This is a genomic window from Micromonospora sp. D75 (assembly GCF_018070405.1).
Taxonomy (GTDB): domain Bacteria; phylum Actinomycetota; class Actinomycetes; order Mycobacteriales; family Micromonosporaceae; genus Micromonospora; species Micromonospora chalcea.
In genome coordinates, this window is record NZ_JAGPXV010000037.1 from 1 (window position 1) to 18938 (window position 18938).

Here is an 18938-nt window from a genome sequence, read left to right on the forward strand (position 1 = left end):
GGACGCGCCGGGTGACCCGCGGCCGGATCCGGGTCAGATGCCGAGCGACCTCCGAGTGGCCCGCACCGTGTCGGACAGTTCCTCGTAGCAGTCGAATCCCCGCTCGATGCAGTCCATGTCGACCCCGCATTCGCGCTGCCGCGCCCGCAGCAGTGACTCGTCTGCCACATACACCGGAAAGGTCAGGAAATCGACGTCGGGAACCCGTTCCCGGAGCACGGCTACCTCGTCCTGCCCGTCTTCCCTGACCTGGAGCCAGCCGTTGAGGTCATCGTGGACGACCGCGCCGGCGGCGATCCCCTTCGTCCAGCCGGTGAAGAGCGCGGCGAGGCTGGTGGCGGCACGAGCCGAACCCCAGACGTCGGGGGTGAACTCGTAACGCCAGATCTCGCCCTCGTACTCGCCGGCGAGCACGAACGTGTAGACCAGATGCTCGAAGTTGAACAAGCGCACCTGGTGCCGCCACGGGAACGGCGTGCCGATCGAGATGGCCAGGGTGTCGAGTTCCTCGCCCCCGTCGGCCGGCCACGGCATGATCCAGCCGCCGTTGGGAAGCAGCCGCCGGGGCGGCCAGTTCTGTGACTGGAACCAGGTCAGCTGCTCCGCGACGTGGTCCACGCCGAAGATGCGGTAGACCGAGCCGGGCGGCTGCCCGGCGGGCGCCTCGGCGTGCTCGGGCCAGTCGAGGCCGGCCGCGGTCGCCGCCGCACGGTACTCCGCGACGGCGTCACGCAGTACGCGCATGTCGTCGAGCATCAGGGAGCCGCCGCCGGCTTGGGGCTCATGCACATGCTGGCCCCGCCCTCACTGACCCGGAACCCGAAGCTCGGCCCGTTCGCCGCGACCCACGGCTTCACCGGCAGCACGATGAACCGCTCTCCGTCGGCGACCTCGCACTTGCGGAAGAACGCCGACATCTCGGTGCCCTGCGGGCTCGACTCCGACGGTGGAACCGGCTTCAGGGAAGCGCGCTCGCCCGACAGGTTCACCGCCTGGTTGGTCACCCAGAACGGGAACTCGTCGCACACGGTTCCCGGCGCGCGCCCGGTGCACTCGTTCGGCGTGAAATGGGTGTTGAACCACCGGCGTGGATAGCCGGCGTCGATGGCGGCCCGACCGCCCTGGCTGCGAGCCGGGTAGAACCACTGGGCCCGCGTCGGTGGCTGCGGATATCCACCGTCACCCATCGCCGTCACGATGTGGGTCCCGGTCTCCTTCATGGGCCGGAGGTCGTAGGACACGCCACCTGGGACGTAGACGGCGAAGCCGTTGTCGCAGCCGGCCGTACCCTGGGTGCCACGCTGGGCGGTGCACGCCGCATCGATGATCCGCTTGAGCCGGCCGTCCTCGGCGTTGGTCCAAGCGAAGGGAATGCCGTCCCGGTCGGCCACCAGCTTCGTCGTCTTGATCACCTCCGCGTAGATCTTCAAGCTGTTGTACCACTCGCCCTCGTCCGCGCCCCAGTTCTCGAACGTGTCGAAGTCGGTGTCGTGGCGGATCGGGTACTCGAGGATGCCGTGGATGCCGATCTGACCGGGGAAGAGGATCTCGAGCAGCGCCCAGAGCGCGAGTCCGATGCCGATTCCCGAGAGAGCGACGACGACCCAGGAGGTGCCGACGGCGGCAGCGGGCGCGACTGCGACGAGCCGGACGGCCTGCGCGGCAGGCGCCAGCACGAGCGTGCACGTGGTGGTGTTCTGGGCGCACCAGGTGATCGGCATCGTCGCATTGCCCGGATCGAACAGCGTCGAGACGCGACCGGGGACCGGGTCCACCGAGGAGATCACCGGACCACGGCCGGGCGGTGCCGCCGAGAAGAGAAGCTGGGTGAGGCTGTCCGCGCAGTTGACGAGCTTCTCCCCGGACGGCGGTAGGAAGGCGTCCAGGCAGCTGTCGTTCGAGACGGTGTAGCAGCCCGGGAACAGCTCCGTGCTGCCGGCCGGCACCGTGACACTGGTACGCGAGTCCGCAGCGAGGTAGAAGTCTCCGCCGCTCCCGGCGCACTGAGAGCCTTCGCTTGCCGCCTGCTGGGTGGCGGCGGGAGACACCTCGTCCGTATTGATCATGGTGGTGAAGTCGGCGGAGAGCTCACGGGCCACCGTGCGGTCGGCGCGTAGCGCCTCGACCCGGAACGTGTACGGCGTGTACTCCTCCAGGGGGCCGATCGGAAGGACGATGCTGTTCCCCGCCGTGCACGGGTTCGCCGGATTGCCGTCGGCGTCCTGGCAGAAGTGGGTCAGCGAGAACTCGTCGTACAACTGGCCGTCGAGGTAGGCGCGGTAGCTGGTCTCGGTTGCGGGGTCGGGATGCCATGTTGCCGTGGCGGCACCCTGCTCCGGGTCGAGGACCAGGTCGGCGTCGGGATCCGGTGGCGGCGGGGCGGCGGCCGTCGTGAAGGACGCCGTGGCGCGGGTCGCGGACTTGTTGCCGGCCAGGTCGACGGCGACCACGGAAACCGTGTGGTTGGTGGACGGCGACAGCCCGGTGATGGAGTACGACCGGGTGCCGATGGTGGTCCGGTGCGGGGTTCCGCCGTCGACGGTGATCTCGTACCCGGCAAGGCCGTAGTTGTCCGTGGCCTCGCCCCAGGTCGCCTTGGCCGTGGTCGCCGTGATCGCGCCGACGGTCAGGTCCGGGACGGCGCTCGGCGGGAGCAGGTCCACCACGGTGACGGACCGCAGGATCCGGGCGTAGCGTCCGGGTTCGCGTTCGGCGCGGGCGCACACCTCGTTCTCGCCCAGTTCCGCCGGGCGAAGACTGGCGGTCCACGACGCCGACCAGTCCGACACACCGGCCGGCGGCGGCCCGAGGGTGATGTCGGTGGTGGTCAGCCGGCCGACCGAGACGTCGACCATGGTGGCGTTCTTGTGCAGGAAGCCGCTGAGAGCGATCTTCCCGTGCTCGTCAACCGCGACCTCGGTCCCGGTCGTCGGCCCTTCGAGCCGGATGGAGGCGTGGTTGACGTCCTCCGGCACCGACGGGTCCGCGCACGCGGGAAGTTGCTCGGCCGGAGTCGCCTCGGCAGCCGGCTGGCTCACCAGGCCGACGGGGAGGATGAGCGAGACGGCGAGCGCCGTAGCTCGTAAGAATCTGCTGAAATGCCTGTCGTGCCCATGGTTGGCCATGCCTACCCCCGTATGAATGACGCCAATCAATGGTTGGGCGGACATTAGCAAGGCGCGGTCCATCGTGGTGGCCCCCTCGTCGCCCGGTCGCACCAGGCGACGTGGCCGGAGCGGAGGTCACTAATCGGTTGCCCGTCGCGGTGAGGGCTGCCTAGATTGCCGATCATGCACGACATCGACGGGCGTTCCGGATGAGCAGCCGTCTCCGCGAGATCGCCCGGCAGACGGTCGCGATCGCCGAGTCGGGGCGCTACCGCAACAGCGCCGGCGAGGACATCGCGATCGAGGCAGCGGTCAGCGCCGCGGTCGACGGCACCCGTGAGCACCTGCCGGACGAGGTCCTCCACCTGGACGGCGCGAAGCCCGGCGCCGACACCGTCGAGGTGACGTACGAGTCGACGTTGCAGGCGGCCCGCCGGCTCGGACCCGGCGCGGCGTGTCTGGTGTTCGCGTCGGCGAAGAACCCGGGTGGCGGGTTCCTGGGCGGGGCGAAGGCGCAGGAGGAGAGCATCGCCCGCTCGTCGGCGCTGTATCCCTGTCTGCTCGCCGCCCCGGACTTCTATGCCTTCCACCGGGGGCAACGGGATCTGCGCTACAGCGACCGCGTCGTCTACTCCCCGGGCGTGCCGGTGTTCCGTGACGACAAGGGGAACCTGCTCGACCGGCCGTACACGACGTCCTTCCTGACCGCGGCGGCGCCGAACCTGGGCGCGATCGTGCGCAACCAGCCGGAGCGCGCGGCGGACGTGCCGGCGGTGCTGGGCCGGCGGGCCCGGCGGGTGCTGGAGGTGGCGGCCGCGCACGGGCATCGGACAGTGGTGCTGGGCGCGTGGGGGTGCGGGGTGTTCCGCAACGACCCGGCCGTGGTGGCCGGCGCGTTCGCCGACGCGCTCCGGGTGGTCGACCGGTTCGACCTGGTGGTGTTCGCCGTGCGCGACGGGCTGCCGGGCACACCGGTCTACCGCACGTTCGCGGAGCGCTTTCGGTAGGTTCGTCGCATGAGTGAGGACACGCTCCGGTCGGTGGAGATCGAGCGCACCAGCGTGGGCAGGTACGTCGTGCGCAACGCCCGTGGCGGCGAGCTGTCGATGGGTACGGGGGAGGACGCGACCTTCACGCCCGTGGAACTGCTGCTGGCGGCGCTCGGCGGCTGCACCGCCGTCGACGTCGACCTGGTGACCAGCCGGCGCGCCGAACCGACCCGGTTCGCCGTCACGGTGAGCGGTGACAAGATCCGCGACCCGGAGACCGGCAACCGGATGGAGAACCTCACCGTCACCTTCGCGGTGGCGTTTCCGGCCGGCGCGGACGGTGACCGGGCCCGCGAGGCGCTGCCCCGATCTCTGCGGCAGTCACACGACCGGCTCTGCACCGTGTCCCGCACGGTGGAGCTGGGCACCCCCGTCACCATGGTGGACGCGAGCGACAGGGGCCCGGCCGAGCCTCGGTGACCGCCGGAGACCCGGTGCCACCCGGGCCGATCCGCCAGGTCTGTTAACGCTAACCAATGCCGAGGCAGTGTCCCGGCATGTGTCGCCATCCGGCCACAGAAAAGCCTTCGGGAAGCTTCGACCCCTCGATTACCTTGACAGCCGTCTATGTTATCGAAAACATGACTGGTAACCCGGACGTAACGCCGCTGCCATGATCGCTCGCCCCGTCTCGTGATCTCGGGAGCGGAAGCGACCAAGCGCGGGAGGTTTCGGTGGCACGGACCGCTCAGACGACGCGGACGGTTGCGGTGGTGGTCTCGGCGACCCTGGCACTCGGCGCGGGGGCGCTGGCCGGGGTGCCGCCCGCGTCGGCGGCGACGGTGGACACGACCGCGTCGTACGTGTTCGTGAACCGGCACAGCGGCAAGGCGATGGACCTGTACGACTGGTCGACGGCGGAGAACGCGCCGGTGAACCAGTGGACGCGCAACGACCTCGCGGTGCAGCAGTGGCAGTTCGTGGACGCCGGTGGCGGCTTCTACAGGGTGCGGTCGCGGCACAGCGGGAAGGTGCTGGAACTGCCGAGCGGCAGCGACGGCACCCAGCTGGTGCAGTCCACCGACAGGTCGTCGGCCACGCAGCAGTTCCGGTTGCAGGACTCCGCGGGCGGGTTCGTGCGGTTCGTGAACCGCCAGTGGAACAAGGTGATCGACGTGTGGGGCTGGTCGACCGCCGACGGCGGCCGGCTGGCCGGCTACTCCGACCTGGACGGCGGCAACCAGCAGTGGCAGCTGATCCGCCTGGGCGGCGGGACGCCGACCACCCCGGCACCCACCACTCCGGCGCCGGCGTATCCGCAGCCCGGCCGGGTCACCGGCGACATCGGCGTGCACGACCCGACGGTGGTCAGACGACCCGACGGCACCTACCTCGTCGCGCACACCGGTGACGACATCGCGTTGAAGACCTCCACCGACCGGGTGGCCTTCCGCAACGCGGGCACCGTCTTCCCCGGTGGCGCGCCGTGGACCACCACGTACACGGGTGGCGCGCGCAACCTCTGGGCGCCCGACCTGTCGTACCGCAACGGGCGCTATCACCTGTACTACTCGGCGTCGACCTTCGGCTCCAACCGTTCGGCGATCTTCCTGGCCACCAGCGCCACCGGAGCCTCCGGGAGCTGGACCAACGAGGGGCTGGTCGTCGAGTCGCGGACCACCGACGACTTCAACGCCATCGACCCGAACCTCACCGTCGACGACCAGGACCGCTGGTGGCTCACCTTCGGCTCGTTCTGGTCCGGCATCAAGATGATCCCGATCGACCCGGCCACCGGACGCCGGCTCGGCACCGCCATGTACGGTCTCGCAAACTACGGCCCCGGCATCGAGGCGCCGGTCCTGGTCAAGCGCGGCGCCTGGTACTACCTGTACGTCTCGTTCGACAGATGCTGCCAGGGCGCCGCCAGCACGTACCGGATCATGGTCGGCCGTTCGGCGAGCCCGACCGGGCCGTTCCTGGACCGCGCCGGCCGGGACATGCTCGCCGGGGGCGGCACCCAGATCCTCGCCTCGCACGGCAGCGTGCACGGGCCCGGCCACCAGGCGGTCCTCGCCGACACCGACGGCGACGTCCTCTTCTACCACTACTACGCCGACAACGGCGCGTCGCTGCTCGGCGTCAACCGCATCGGCTACGACGCCGACGCCTGGCCCTACGTCTACTGACCCGGGACCACCCCCGATACCTGGCCCACCTGGGAGGGCACATGCCGCTTCGACACCTGCTCCGCACGGCCCACCGGGCCGGCGCGGCGCCCGCACGCCGTCGCCTGCGGCCGATGCTGGCCGCGGCGCTCGCGGCGCTCGCGGCGATCGCCGTGACCGCCGGCCTGCCGGTGGCCGGACCCGCGCAGGCCGCACCGGCGGTGAACCACACCAACCCGCTGGTCAACCAGCGTGCCGATCCGCACATCGTCAAGCACACCGACGGCTACTACTACATGACCGCGACGGTGCCGGAGTACGACCGGATCGTGCTCCGGCGGGCCACCACCCTCCAGGGACTGGCCGGCGCCGCGGAGACGACGATCTGGCGCCGGCACACCAGCGGAGAGATGGGCGCCCACATCTGGGCGCCGGAGATCCACTTCATAGACGGCAAGTGGTACGTCTACTTCGCCGCCGGACGCACCGACGACGTCTGGCGGATCCGGATGTACGTGCTGGAGAACGCGAGCGCGAACCCGCTGTCCGGCTCGTGGACCGAACGCGGCCGGATCACCACGCCGTGGGACACGTTCAGCCTGGACGCCTCCACGTTCGTCGTGAACGGGGTGCGGTACCTGACCTGGGCCCAGCAGGAACCCGGCATCTCCACCAACTCCAACGTCTACCTCGCCCGGATGGGCGCCAACCCGTGGCAGATCACCGGCACGGTGACCCGGCTGGTGGTGCCGACGTACGACTGGGAGACCCGGGGTTACCGGGTGGCCGAGGGCCCGACGGTGATCCAGCGCAACGGCCGGGTGTTCCTCACCTACTCGGCGAGCGCCACCGACGCCAACTACTGCCTCGGCATGCTGACCGCGTCCGCCGGCGCGAACCTGCTCGACGCCGCCGCCTGGAGCAAGAGCCCGACCCCGGTGTTCGCCAGCAGCGCCGCCACCGGCCAGTACGGCCCCGGACACAACTCCTTCACCGTCTCCGAGGACGGGCAGAGCGACATCCTGGTCTACCACGACCGCAACTACCGGGACATCAGCGGCGACCCGCTCAACGACCCGAACCGGCGGACCCGGATCCAGAAGCTGTACTGGAACGCCGACGGCACCCCGAACTTCGGCATCCCCGTGCCCGACGGGGCCACCCCGGTCCGGCTGCGGTCACACGACCTGACGACGAGCTACGTCCGGCACTACGACTACCGCGCCCGCGTCGAGCCGAACGTGACGAAGCTGGCCGACTCGCAGTTCCGCATCGTCCCCGGCCTCGCCGGCGGCGGATCGGTGTCGCTGGAGTCCACGAACTTCCCCGGCTACTACCTGAGGCACCGCGCGTTCGCCCTCTACGTCGAACGCGACGACGGCTCCGCCCTGTTCGACAACGACGCGAGCTTCCAGCGCCGTCCCGGCCTGGCCGCGCCCGAGGCGCTCTCGCTGGAGTCGCAGAACTACAGCGGCCGGTACGTCCGCCACCGCGACGGACTGCTCCAGCTCGAAGCGGTGGACACCAGCGCCGACCGGGCCACTGCCACCTTCCACCTGGAGTAGGCGCCCGCAAACCGGCGTACCCCCTTTGGAGGTCCACGATGCTCAACCCCGCAGTGACGTCGCCGCCCGGCGCCCGACGGCCCCGGCGGGCCGGCCTGGTGCTGGCCCTGGTGGCGGCGGTGGCCGGCGCGATCGGCGTGGCGGTGGTGGCCGCGCCGCCGGCGCAGGCCGCCACCATCGACACCAGCGCCTGGTACGTGCTGGTCAACCGCAACAGCGGCAAGGTCGTCGACCTGTGGGAATGGAACACCGCCGACGGCGCCGAGTACCGGCAGTGGCCCGACCTCAACGGCACGAACCAGCAGTTCCAGGTCCTCGACTCGGACAGCGGCTACGTCCGCCTGATCAACAGGCACTCCAGCAAGGCCCTGGAGGTCTGGGAGCGATCGACCGCCGACGGCGCCCGGATCAGCCAGTACACCGACCTCAACGGCGCCAACCAGCAGTGGCAACTGGTCCCGATCGGTACCGGCACACCCACCACGCCGCCACCGGCCACCGGGTGCGGCAGCGGCTCGTACCAGGCCGAGGCCGTGTTGAACGGTGGAACCTGGACGGCCCGCAACGGATCGTCGACCGTGCACACCGGCTCGGACATGCTCGCCGCGATGCAGGCGGCGGTGAACTCGCTGACGCCGGGACGGACCGCGAAGCAGCGGGTGGTGGTGCGCGGCTCCGGCTCGATGAGCGCGGGCTCGCGGTTGTCGCTGCCGTCGCACACGACGCTGGCGGTCTGCGGCACGATCAACGTGACCGGCTCGGGGTCGGGTGACTACGCGCCGGTCTACTCCCGCGGCACCACCGACGTCGAGGTGCAGAACCTGACGCTCACCGGTGCTCCGCTGTACGGGATCTTCATGCGCAACGTGAACAACCTGACGCTCGGCCAGATCGACATGCGGCTGTCCGGCGGCCTGGGCGTGCGGATCGACAACCACGGTGGCGACCGGGCGGTCAAGGTGCGCAACGTGCGCATCGACACCGTGTACGTGTCGGGGACCGGCGCGCACGGCGTCGAGACGTACGGCGTCGACGGCCTGACGATCGGCACCGTCACTGCGCGCAACACCGGATACTCCGGTCTGCTGCTCAACGACACGATCAACGCCACAGTGGGCACCGTCGACGCGCAGGGCGCCGGCACCGGAACCGGCTACGCGGCGTTCCGGATGGCCAACCGCAACGGCCGGATCGGCAGCTCGTACCCGACGAACATCCGGGTCGGCACCGTGATCGCGTCCGGTGGCGGCCGGGGGGTCTTCTGCGTGTCGGAGTCCGGCGGCGCGGTCATCGACAGGGTGACGATCTCCAACACCGGCAACAACTCGATCCTCGTGGAGAACTGCTACAACGTCACGATCGCCGGGGTGTCCGGCACGGTGACCGGCGGCGGCGAGGTGCGCATCGCCTCCCGGACCGAGTTCCCGATCTCCTCGGGCATCCGCTTCCAGAACCTCACCGTCACCAACACCAACATCACCCAGAGTCCCTGCGGCGGAGCGAACAACACGATCAGCAACGTCACGCGGGTCAACTCGACGCTGACCTGGTGTTGAGCGCCGCAGGCGCACCCCCCGCACCACCCACCCACCACCACCGTCCACCGGAGGAGTCCCCGTGACAACGGCTCTCACCACCACCGAAAGGCGCCGGCGGCACCGCTGGCGGTCAGTGGTCGCCGCCGCCGGCGCCCTCGTCGTCGGCACCGTCGGCGCGGTCGTCGCATCGCCCTCGGCGCAGGCCGCGACCATCGACACCAGCGCCTGGTACGTGCTGGTCAACCGCAACAGCGGCAAGGTCCTCGACGTCCGGGACACCTCGACCGCCGACGGCGCGGTGATCCAGCAGTGGTCCCGCAACGACGGGGCCTGGCAGCAGTTCCGCTTCGTCAACTCCGGCAGCGGCTACTACCGCCTGCAGAACCGCAACAGCGGCAAGGTCGTCGACCTGTGGGAATGGAACACCGCCGACGGCGCCGAGTACCGGCAGTGGCCCGACCTCAACGGCACGAACCAGCAGTTCCAGGTCCTCGACTCGGACAGCGGCTACATCCGTCTGATCAACAGGCACTCCAGCAAGGCCCTGGAGGTCTGGGAGCGGTCGACCGCCGACGGCGCCCGGATCAGCCAGTACACCGACCTCAACGGGTGGAACCAGCAGTGGCAACTGGTGCCGATCGGCGCTGGCAGCCCCGGCACGCCCCAGACCGGGCTGGTCGGCTGGGCCACCCAGAACGGCGGCACCACCGGCGGCGGCAACGCCGCCGTCACCACGGTGACCAGCGCGTCCGCCCTGTCCAGCGCGCTCGGGTCGTCCAGCGCCGCGGTGATCCGGGTCTCCGGCACGATCTCCTGCTCCGGCATGCTGCGGGTCCGCTCCAACAAGACGATCCTCGGCAACGCCGGCGCGACGATCTCCGGCTGCGGATTCACCGTCAGCGGCGACCGCAACGTCATCGTCCGCAACCTGAACTTCCGCAACTGGAACGATGACGCGATAAACGTCGAGCAGTCGGCCACCAACATCTGGATCGACCACAACAGCTTCACCAACGGGTACGACGGCGCTGTCGACATCAAGCGCGGCTCCGACTTCGTCACCGTGTCCTGGAACCGCGTCTACGGTCACGACAAGTCGATGCTGCTGGGCCACAGCGACGACAACGGCAGCCAGGACGTCGGGCACCTGCGGGTCACCTACCACCACAACTGGTTCGACGGCTCCAACCAGCGCCACCCGCGGGTGCGCTTCGGCAACCCGGTCCACGTCTACAACAACCTCTACAGCAACGTCGGCGGCTACGGCGTGGCGTCGACGATGAACGCCGGGGTGCTCGTGGAGGGCAACTACTTCGAGAACACCGCCGACCCCTACCACCGGGGCGAGGGCTCCTCCGGCCCCGGATCCCTGGTCGCACGCAACAACTGCTTCGTCAACTCGGGGGCCGGGCAGGCCGGCGGCAGCGTCGCCGGCATCCCGTACCCGTACACGATGGACGCCGCCTGCGACGTGAAGTCCGTCGTGACGGCGGGCGCCGGCGCCGGCCGGATCAGCGTCTGACCGCGCGCCGCCTGGCGCCACCACGTCACCGGCTGGGCCGGCCCGGGCTTTCTCGGGCCGGCCCAGCCGTCGGAAGCAGGGCCGGGCCGGGCTCTCATTGCGGGGCCGCCGAGGGGGTGACGGGATGAACTATCGGAAGAAGTTCCGGAAACAGAAAGCGCTAACAGAACACAGATGTACTGGTCGTCGACATTGTCACTAGAACGCTTCAACGGATAGTCTGTGCCGGTCGGGCGATCGAAGTTCGCCGAAACTTTCGACAAGCTACCGCTACGGAGAAGCGACATGACGACCGCAACAAAGAGCCCCGAAACAGCCGGGCCCCACGGCGGCGAGGTGCGCGGCCGTCAGATCCGAAATCCGGTTCTTCCCGGCTTCAACCCCGACCCGTCGATCTTGCGCGTCGGCACCGATTACTACATCGCGACGTCGACCTTCGAGTGGTACCCGGGTGTCCGCCTGCACCACTCGACCGACCTGGTGCACTGGCGCCCGCTCGGCGGCGTCCTCACCGAGCGGCGTCTTCTCGACCTCACCGGAGCGGGTGACTCCTGTGGCGTCTGGGCGCCCGATCTGTCCTATGTGGATGGCGAGTTCCATCTCCTCTACGCCGACGTCGCCAGCTTCGCCAGCGGGTACTGGGATCCCCAGAACTACCTGGTGACCGCGTCCGACCTGGCCGGGCCCTGGTCGGATCCGGTGGTGCTGCACGGGCGCGGGTTCGACGCGGCGTTGTTCCACGACGAGGACGGCACGACCTGGATGCTGTCGATGACCGCGGACTGGCGGCCCGGCCGCGACCGGTTCGCCGGCATTCAGATCCAGCAGTACGACCGTGAGGCCCGTCGCCTCGTCGGCGCCGAACGGGTCATCTTCCACGGCACCACGGTCGGCGTCACCGAAGGGCCGCACCTGTACCAGAAGGACGGCTGGTACTACCTGGTGACCGCGGAGGGTGGCACGTCCTGGACGCACCAGGTGACAGTGGCCCGCTCGCGTAGCCTGTTCGGGCCGTACGAGGTCGATCCGGCCGGCCCGATGCTCACCTCGCACGGTCGTCCCGAGCTGGAGCTGCAGAAGGCCGGCCACGGCAGTCTCGTGTCCACGCCGGACGGGCGTTGGTACCTGGCGCACCTGACCGCCCGGCCGTACACCCCACTCGGCCGGTGCGTGCTCGGCCGGGAGACCGCGATCCAGGCCGTGCAGTGGCCGGAGGGGGAGTGGCCGCGCATCGAGGGCGGGGTACCGGCGGTGACGGTGCCGGTGCCGGGCGAAGCCGAGCCGGCAGAGGATCCGACGGAGGACCGGGACGACTTCACCGGGCCGGTGCTCGGCCCGGAGTGGTCGACGCTGCGCCGCCCCGCCACTGCGGACTGGGTGGACCTCACGTCGCGTCCGTCGTACCTGCGGATCCAGGGCGGGCAGTCGCCGGTCGGCCGCCAGCGTCCGAGCCTGGTCGCGCGCCGTGTGACCGCGCAGCAGTGCGAGCTGACCGCGCACATGCGCTTCGAGCCGGCCAACTACCGCCAGCTCGCCGGCGTCACCGCCTACTACAACACCCGCAACTGGCACTTCGCCTACGTGACCGCCGACGACGACGGGCGGCCGGTACTCGAGGTGATGTCGTCCGACAACGGCCGGCGGGCCATGCACGACGCGTGCCGCGTCGAACTGCCGGAAGCGGGGGAGATCACGCTGCGGGTCACCTTCGACGGTCCCCGTGTCACGTTCTCCTATCAACCAGCCGGCGCGGCGCACTGGATCGGGCTGCCGGCGGAACTGGACGCCACCATCCTGTCCGACGAGTACGCGGCGACGCTCGTGGACGGTGAGCCGGAGGGCTGGGGCTTCACCGGCGCGTTCGTCGGCCTGTGGGTACAGGACCTGGGCGCCGAAGGCGGATACGCGGACTTCGACTGGGCCTCGTACCGCTCCTGGTGAGTAGTGGCCGGCCTGATCGCGGCCGGGTGTGTGCGCCGTCCCCGGCGTCCGCGCCCGGCCGCGTCGCGTTGCGCACCCGGTCGGTCGACGTCTCGGCGCGGCACGTGGAAACATGGTCGACGTACGTCGATCGATCGAACGGGGGATCATCGTGACGACGCAATTGTCAAAGGCCGCCGTCGTGCCGGGTCCGGCCGGGCATCCGCTCCTCGGCATGCTGCCGGCGCTGCGCCGCGACCTGCTGGGCACGATTCTGGACGGCTTCCACACGTATGGCGACGTGGTGGCGTACCACGTCGGACTGCCCCAGGGACCGCGCGCCGTCAGCATGGACGTGGTGAACGTGCACCACCCCGACGGCATCCACCAGGTCCTCACCACGCCGCAGGTGTTCAGCCGCCGCGCGAGCGCGTACGAGATCCTCCGCGAGTTCATCGGAGAGGGCCTGCTGACCAGCGACGGAGACCGGTGGCTGCGACAGCGGCGGACGCTGCAACCGCTGTTCACGCCGCGCCGGGTGGCCCGCTACACCGAGCTGATGACCGAGGAGGCAGCCCGCGTCGCCGACGACATGGCGCTCACCACGGGATCCGTCGTGGACCTCTACCAGGTGATGCAGCGCTACACCATGCGTGTCGTCGGCCGGGCGCTGTTCGGCGACGACATCGACGAGGTCGTACCCCGTCTGCAGGAGCTGATGCCGATTCTGGGCGACCTCGCGCTGGCGCGCGCCCTGCAGGTGGTCAAGCTGCCGCTGAGCTGGCCGACGCCGCGGGCACGCCGGATCGGGCAGGTACGCGCGAGTCAGTACGAAATCGTCGACCGCATCATCGCCGATCGACAGGGCCGGGCGGTCGGGGAGGGTAAGGAGGATCTGCTCAGCCGGTTGTTCGCGGCCGAGGATCCGGAGACCGGGCAGGCGCTGTCCATCGAGGAGATCCGGGACCAGGTCCTGGTGTTCCTGCTCGCCGGCCACGAGACGACCTCGGCCGGGCTGGCCTTCACCATGCACCTGCTGGGCCGCCATCCCGACGTGCAGGAGCGGGTCGCGGCCGAGGCCGCCACGGGCGACGGGGAACTGGTGCGGGCCGCGGTCCTGGAAGGCATGCGGCTGTACCCGCCCGTGTACAGCATGGAGCGGATGTCCGAGACGGACGTCGTCGTCTCCGGTCACCGGATTCCCGCCAACACCAAGGTGGTACTCGCTCCCTGGGTCACGCACCGGCACCCGGAGTTCTGGCCCGACCCCGAGCGCTTCGAGCCCGACCGGTTCCTCGGCCGGCAGGAGCGGCCGCGCTATGCGTATTTCCCCTTCGGTGGCGGGCCGCGTAGCTGCATCGGGGAACACTTCGCGCTGCTGGAGATGACCGTACTGCTGAGCGCGTTGCTCGCCCGCTATCGCGTCGACACGCGCGACGAGAGGCTGGAGCTCGTACCGATGGTCACTCTGCGTCCGGCCGGCGCGGTCCGGGCCACGCTGACCGTCCGGTGAACCGGCGCCCTGGCTGATCCGACGGGGTCAGCCAGGGCGCGTCCGGCTCCGGTGAGGGTCGGTCGCTACGTGACCCGCGACCCTTCGCCCTTCGCGGCGGGCACCGCCTCGACGGCTGGTGGAGCGCCAGTCACCGCGGCGGGCCGGGGATCGGCGGCACGCCTGCGGGACCTGGCGAACCGGCGCATCATCGGCCGTTCCACGCTGACGTGCAACAGCGACGCGAGGCCGAGCGTCACCAGGTACGCGCCGACCATGACGGCCAGCGCAGCGGCGACACCGAAGCCGTTCGCGGACATGTTGCCGGCGCCGTACAGCACCAGGATGTGGATGAGATAGAAGGCGAAGGACGTGTCGCCCAGCCAGCCGGCGACCGGCCCGCGCAGTGGTGAGCGGTGCCCCTCGACGTCGGCCCGGGCTGCGGCGGCCACCAGCAGCGCGAGCGGGACGACCATCGCCGCGACGACCGAGTAGAGCAGCGGCACGACCTCGGAGACGCCGTAGAAGGCCAGCGTGACAAGTGCGGCGGCGGGCAGGCTCAGCCGGAACCACAGGCCCTGCATGACGAGCCGGGCGATGACGATCCCGAGGAGGAAGTCCAGCATCCGGATCAGCGGAAACTGTTGCACGAACCAGAACTGCGGAAATGCCGCATCCGCATAGGTGTACGTCGGCTCGGCGGGAAGGAACGCCGTGGAGACGACGGGGGCGACGAGCATCGCGGCGACGATGCCACCGGCGATCCACCAGAGCCAGGCGGCGGAGAGCCGCCGGAAACCGGCGAGCAGCCACGGGAACGACGCATAGAAGAAGATCTCACAGCTCAGCGACCAGCTCGGCGGATTGATTCCGTTGAAGATGAACTCGTCCGGAATCCAGCTCTGCACCAGCGTGATGTTCGCCAGCGTCGGCCACAGCGGCGCGCCGCCCCGGATCAGGACCATGAGAACGACGACCACGGCGCACACGACCAGATGGTTCGGCAGGATCCGGGCGGCCCGGCGGCGCCAGAACTGGCGCTTCGGCTCGTGCTCCGGAGCCGACCAGGTCAGGACGAAGCCGCTGAGGATGAAGAAGAAGCCGAGGGCGGCAGAGCCGGTCCGGCTGAGGACGGCGAACCACCAGTCGTCGATCCGGCCGTCGGCGAAGAAGCCGAACAACGTCGTGTGGGAGAAGAAGACCGTCACGGCCGCGATCCCCCGCAACCCGTTGAGCGTCGGCAACTGCCGGGCCATGCGGCCCGCCTGCTGTGTCATCGGCGGCCACCCTCCGTGGTGTCGGACAACTCCTGTCGGCGTACCGGCCGGCGCGTCCGGAACGCCTGCTCCGCGATGCCGGCCGCGCGCCGTACGCCGTCCAACTCCGCGATCCTGCGCTTGTAGTGCTGGGCCTTCGCCCGGTAGGCGGGGTCGCCGCTCACCCTGTCGACGGCCGCACGAAGCCGCCCCGGAGTCACCTTGTGCACCGGGATGAACTCGCCCGCGCCGAGGTACTTGAGCCGGGCCGCCACGCCCGGCTGGTCGTTGCCCACGGGTAGCGCGACCATCGGCACGCCGTGGGCGAGGGACTCCAGCGTGGTGTTGATTCCGGCGTGCGTGATGACGAGGGACGCCCGCGCCAGCAGGTCGAGCTGTGGTGCGTACCGCACCACGATCGGGTTGCCGGCCAGGTCGGCCGGCGGCTCGACATCCGTGCTGCCGAGGGAGACGACCAGTTGCGCGTCGAGTCCGGAGCACGCCTGGGCGATCGCCCGGAAGATGTGCGGGAGGCGGTTCTGGAGGGTGCCCATCGACGCGTAGATCAACGGGCGACCGTCGAGCTTCTCCCACGGGAAGGACACCGGCTCGGTGCTGTCCTCGTCATGGAACGGCCCGGTGTAGTGGAACGTGTCCGGCAACCGGGTGCGCGGGAAGTCGAAGAACGGCGGCTGCTGGGTGATCTGGGCGAGGTCCGAGCCGTCGTTGACTCCCTTGACCGGCGGCAGGCCCCATGCGGCGCGACGTTCGTTGATCCGTTGCACCACCGGCCGGATGACCCAGGCGATCACCTGGTCGCCCAGCATGTTGCGCACGCGCGCGAGCAGTGAGGGATGGTACGGCCACGCCGTCATGAACGGCGGTACACCCGGCTCGGTGTTCAGCGCCAGCGCGTTGCAGACGTTCACGACCGGAAGGTCGAGGTGTTCCGCGACGGAGTTGCCCGCGCCGTAGACCTGGTCCACCAGCAGCGCGTCAATGCCGTGCCGCTGCACCAGCCCCGGTAGGTCCCGCAGGAGGACCTCGACCTCCCGTACGTAACCGCGGACGATGAAACGGATCGCGGCCAGACCGGTCAGCCGGCCCTGTTCCTCGGAGAAGCGGGCCAGTGTGCCGACCGGAAACTCGCGCTCGCCGATCGGTGCGAAGGCGAACCCGGCCGTGAACGACCTCGTCCCGGCGTCCGGCAGGGAGACCAGGGTGACCCGGTGGCCGCGTCGGAGCAGTTCCCTGCCGAGCGTCGCCATCGGGCTGAGCTGACCGGTGTAGTCGGGGACCACCAGTCCGATGTGGAACGTGTTCGGGGCAGGCATGTCTCGCTCCCTCGCTGGGCTCATACCACAGTCGTCAGACGCGACTGATGTATCGAAAACTCGGCCGGGGTACGTCCGACGATCTCGCCGTCCACCTCCACCGGCAGCGGACTGTCCGCGTCGACACGCACGGTGCGCACCTCCTGCCGGTGGATCGCCGGGTGTCCCGCGGCGGCGCCGCGGAACACCCGCCACATCAGCCCGGCCACGCCGGCCCGGCCCACGCCGGCCACCCGCACCGCGTCCAGGTAACCCGCCCGCGGCGGCTCGGCGCGGCCGAAAGTCAGCCCGCCGGCGAAGTACGGCACCTTGAGCACGGCCAGATTGGTGATGATCTGGTGCGACGGTTCGCCGTCGAGTTCCAGCCGCACCGCGACGGGCCGCCAGCGGGCCAGCGTCCGGATGCTGGACGCCGTCTCGGCGAGTTGGAGGTTGAGCCGCTTGAGGACCCGGTTGGCGGGTGTCTTCTCGGTGAACCGCTGGCCGATCACGCTGATCAGCCCGACCGTGCAGCTGACGAGGAAGTACCTGTGGCCCCGGGTGCCGTCGGGCCGGGTGAAGGTCACCTCGCCGACATCGGTCTCCCGGTCGCGGGCTCGGTCGAGCAGACCGCCGAGGTCGGCGACCGGCCGCAGGCCGCGGGCGAAGTCGTTGCAGGTGCCGGCCGGCACGTACGCCAGCCGCACCTTCTCCCCGCCCGCCACCAGCACCCCGTTGGCGACCTCGGACAGTGTGCCGTCACCACCGACCGCCACCACCGTGCCGTACCCGTCCTCCACCGCCTGTCGCCCGAGCGCGATGCCGTGCCCGGGGTGGCGGGTGAACCAGCAGTCCGCCTCGGGTAGCTCGGTGGCGATCCGCTGCTCGATCGTGCGCCCGCGCTGGACCCCGGAAGCGGGGTTGACGATGCAGACGGCCGGGCCGCGCTCACCGGCCGCCATGTGCCTGCTCCTTCGTCAGGTCCGCCAGGGAGTGGCTCAGCGCCTCCGCGAAGCCGACCCGTGGTGAATAGCCGATCGACCGGATCCGGCCGACGTCGTACCGCATTCCTCCGGCGACGGACCGGACCGCGTAACGGGTGAGCAACGGCCGGCCCGACCCGGTGCCGATGCCGGCGAGCCCGGCCAGTTCGGACAGCGCGCCCACGGCCAGCGCCGCGCCGAACGGGACCGACGAGGTCGGTGGCCTCGCCCCGATCCGCTCGGCCACCGCGGCGAACAGCCGCCCCAGGGTCAGGCCGTACGAGTCGCCGACGATGAACCGCCCACCCGCGCACCCGGGTGCGGTGCCGGCCAGCACGATCGCGTCGGCCAGGTTCGCGCTGTACGTCAACTCGATCGGGGGCGCGCCGCGGTCGAACTGGACGAGCTTGCCGTCTCGCAGTCCGCGCACGAGCTCGGGCAGGAAATTGCGGTCACCGGGTCCGAAGACCCAGGCGGGGTACACCACAGTGACGTCCAGGCCGTTTCCGTGGTACGACCACGCCACGTCTTCCCCGGCAGCTTTCGACAGCGGGTACGGGTATCGCGGCACCCGCCGCGGTGACGCCTCGTCGATGACCTTCGCGGCGTCGAAACCGAAGACGTCGACGGTGCTCAGGTAGACGAACCGGGAGACGCCGCAGCGTCGCGCCTCGTCCAGCACCGCCCGGGTGCCGTCCCGGTTCACCTGCCAGATGCGAGGGCCGGGCCGCCAGTCGGTCAGATCGGCGGCCGCGTGCACCACGAGGTCGACGCCCGCGCAGGAGCCACGCAGCGACTCCGGATCGGTCAGGTCACCGAGGTGCGCCGCGTACGTCGCGTGGTCCGGTGCGGGCGACCGCACCAGCCCTCGTACCGACCAGCCGTTCTCCGCGAGCGCGGCCGCGACCGCGCGGCCGACGCAGCCGGTGACACCCGTCACCAGCGCGACACGGGACCCCATCACGAGCCGCCCGTCAGCAGTGCACGCAGGTCGGCGAGCAACGACCCGGCCGGGTCGATCGCCCGCATGCGCGGCAGCAGGGTGCGCAGGTCCCGGCGCTGGCCTGACTCGTCGATCAGCAGCA

The 18938-nt window shown here is 70.3% G+C and carries 14 protein-coding genes; 8 read left to right on the forward strand and 6 right to left on the reverse strand.

Features of this window, described 5'->3' with window-relative positions; all coding sequences use genetic code 11:
* Positions 1-33 precede the first annotated feature (33 nt).
* Together KBX39_RS04295 and KBX39_RS04300 are read right to left on the reverse strand one after the other, a co-directional pair.
* On the reverse strand, positions 34-744 hold the full coding sequence (locus KBX39_RS04295; protein WP_233607837.1) for a hypothetical protein: 711 nt from the start codon (positions 742-744) through the stop codon (positions 34-36).
* 11 nt (positions 745-755) lie between these two features.
* Positions 756-3038 (reverse strand): NucA/NucB deoxyribonuclease domain-containing protein, encoded by a 2283-nt coding sequence (locus KBX39_RS04300; RefSeq protein ID WP_233514674.1) that lies wholly within the window; start codon positions 3036-3038, stop codon positions 756-758.
* Positions 3039-3316: 278 nt separating this feature from the next.
* Here KBX39_RS04300 and KBX39_RS04305 point away from each other — a divergent pair, with 278 nt between their 5' ends.
* From KBX39_RS04305 to KBX39_RS04340, 8 genes are all read left to right on the forward strand, one after another.
* On the forward strand, positions 3317-4114 hold the full coding sequence (locus KBX39_RS04305) for a TIGR02452 family protein (protein ID WP_113973049.1): 798 nt from the start codon (positions 3317-3319) through the stop codon (positions 4112-4114).
* 9 nt (positions 4115-4123) lie between these two features.
* Positions 4124-4576 (forward strand): OsmC family protein, encoded by a 453-nt coding sequence (locus KBX39_RS04310; RefSeq protein ID WP_043322969.1) that lies wholly within the window; start codon positions 4124-4126, stop codon positions 4574-4576.
* Positions 4577-4830: 254 nt separating this feature from the next.
* Positions 4831-6285 carry a family 43 glycosylhydrolase gene (locus tag KBX39_RS04315; protein WP_210869257.1) on the forward strand — a complete coding sequence of 485 codons (1455 nt, stop codon included), beginning with the start codon at positions 4831-4833 and terminating at the stop codon, positions 6283-6285.
* A 41-nt stretch (positions 6286-6326) separates the two neighbouring features.
* On the forward strand, positions 6327-7829 hold the full coding sequence (locus tag KBX39_RS04320) for a family 43 glycosylhydrolase (RefSeq protein WP_210869260.1): 1503 nt from the start codon (positions 6327-6329) through the stop codon (positions 7827-7829).
* 38 nt (positions 7830-7867) lie between these two features.
* A complete protein-coding gene (locus tag KBX39_RS04325; protein WP_210869262.1) occupies positions 7868-9385 on the forward strand; it encodes an RICIN domain-containing protein in 1518 nt (505 codons plus the stop codon).
* Positions 9386-9500: 115 nt separating this feature from the next.
* Complete coding sequence (locus KBX39_RS04330) at positions 9501-10889, forward strand: RICIN domain-containing protein (protein ID WP_312246065.1); 1389 nt, start codon at positions 9501-9503, stop codon at positions 10887-10889.
* A gap of 285 nt (positions 10890-11174) precedes the next feature.
* Positions 11175-12830 carry a glycoside hydrolase family 43 protein gene (locus KBX39_RS04335; protein WP_210869266.1) on the forward strand — a complete coding sequence of 552 codons (1656 nt, stop codon included), beginning with the start codon at positions 11175-11177 and terminating at the stop codon, positions 12828-12830.
* A 151-nt stretch (positions 12831-12981) separates the two neighbouring features.
* Positions 12982-14322 (forward strand): cytochrome P450, encoded by a 1341-nt coding sequence (locus KBX39_RS04340; RefSeq protein ID WP_158629871.1) that lies wholly within the window; start codon positions 12982-12984, stop codon positions 14320-14322.
* 65 nt (positions 14323-14387) lie between these two features.
* Here the strand turns inward: KBX39_RS04340 and KBX39_RS04345 are convergent, their stop codons facing one another.
* The 4 genes from KBX39_RS04345 to KBX39_RS04360 are packed head-to-tail and all read right to left on the reverse strand — an operon-like array spanning position 14388 to position 18814.
* A complete protein-coding gene (locus KBX39_RS04345; protein ID WP_210869268.1) occupies positions 14388-15578 on the reverse strand; it encodes an acyltransferase in 1191 nt (396 codons plus the stop codon).
* Positions 15575-16891 (reverse strand): glycosyltransferase, encoded by a 1317-nt coding sequence (locus KBX39_RS04350; RefSeq protein ID WP_043322978.1) that lies wholly within the window; start codon positions 16889-16891, stop codon positions 15575-15577. The genes KBX39_RS04345 and KBX39_RS04350 overlap by 4 nt, the downstream gene beginning before the upstream one ends.
* A 20-nt stretch (positions 16892-16911) precedes the next feature.
* A complete protein-coding gene (locus KBX39_RS04355) occupies positions 16912-17832 on the reverse strand; it encodes a diacylglycerol kinase family protein (protein ID WP_043322980.1) in 921 nt (306 codons plus the stop codon).
* A complete protein-coding gene (locus KBX39_RS04360; protein ID WP_158559976.1) occupies positions 17819-18814 on the reverse strand; it encodes an NAD(P)-dependent oxidoreductase in 996 nt (331 codons plus the stop codon). The genes KBX39_RS04355 and KBX39_RS04360 overlap by 14 nt, the downstream gene beginning before the upstream one ends.
* Positions 18815-18938: the final 124 nt, after the last annotated feature.